The 392-nt window shown below is 34.4% G+C and carries 1 protein-coding gene; it reads left to right on the top strand.

Annotation, left to right across the window (positions count from 1 at the left end; genetic code table 11):
* Nucleotides 1–207: 207 nt before the first annotated feature.
* On the top strand, nucleotides 208–392 hold a 185-nt coding region (locus tag RCF13_RS06670; protein ID WP_308140977.1), incomplete at its 3' end, for a hypothetical protein.

Below are 392 nucleotides of genomic sequence, written 5' to 3'. Positions count from 1 at the left end.
GTCTCTTTCTTACTTTTTTGTAATCGGCAACAAGACAATTATAGTCATGATTGAAATCCTGTGAAACAGCACATTTCGCAGCAGATATTCGTACTGATTTTTTAGCAAGCTCAATATCCTCTTTTCCACGCGTATTGTAGAGCGAGAACACATTCCATATCCCCCCATCTTCTAGACCCTTTTGGAATAAAAGTCTAGCCTCTTTAGGTGAGTACGCTACCTGTTTATATAATACAAAAAGATAAACTAAATTTTTCAATGAATTATAAAGATAATTTGTATCCTTTACATCATCAAATGGAAATCTACCTTGGGAATTATTCCTATAAAAAAGACGTTGTAAAAAACGTTGATAACTGGAGGAATCCTCCTTCGTTAGAAATTGTTGGTCC

Origin of the sequence: Stenotrophomonas maltophilia group sp. RNC7, from assembly GCF_030910085.1 — a bacterium.
GTDB lineage: Bacteria > Pseudomonadota > Gammaproteobacteria > Xanthomonadales > Xanthomonadaceae > Stenotrophomonas > Stenotrophomonas sepilia.
Note: the sequence above shows the minus strand (reverse complement) of the source record. Positions and strands in the feature narration are given on the sequence as shown.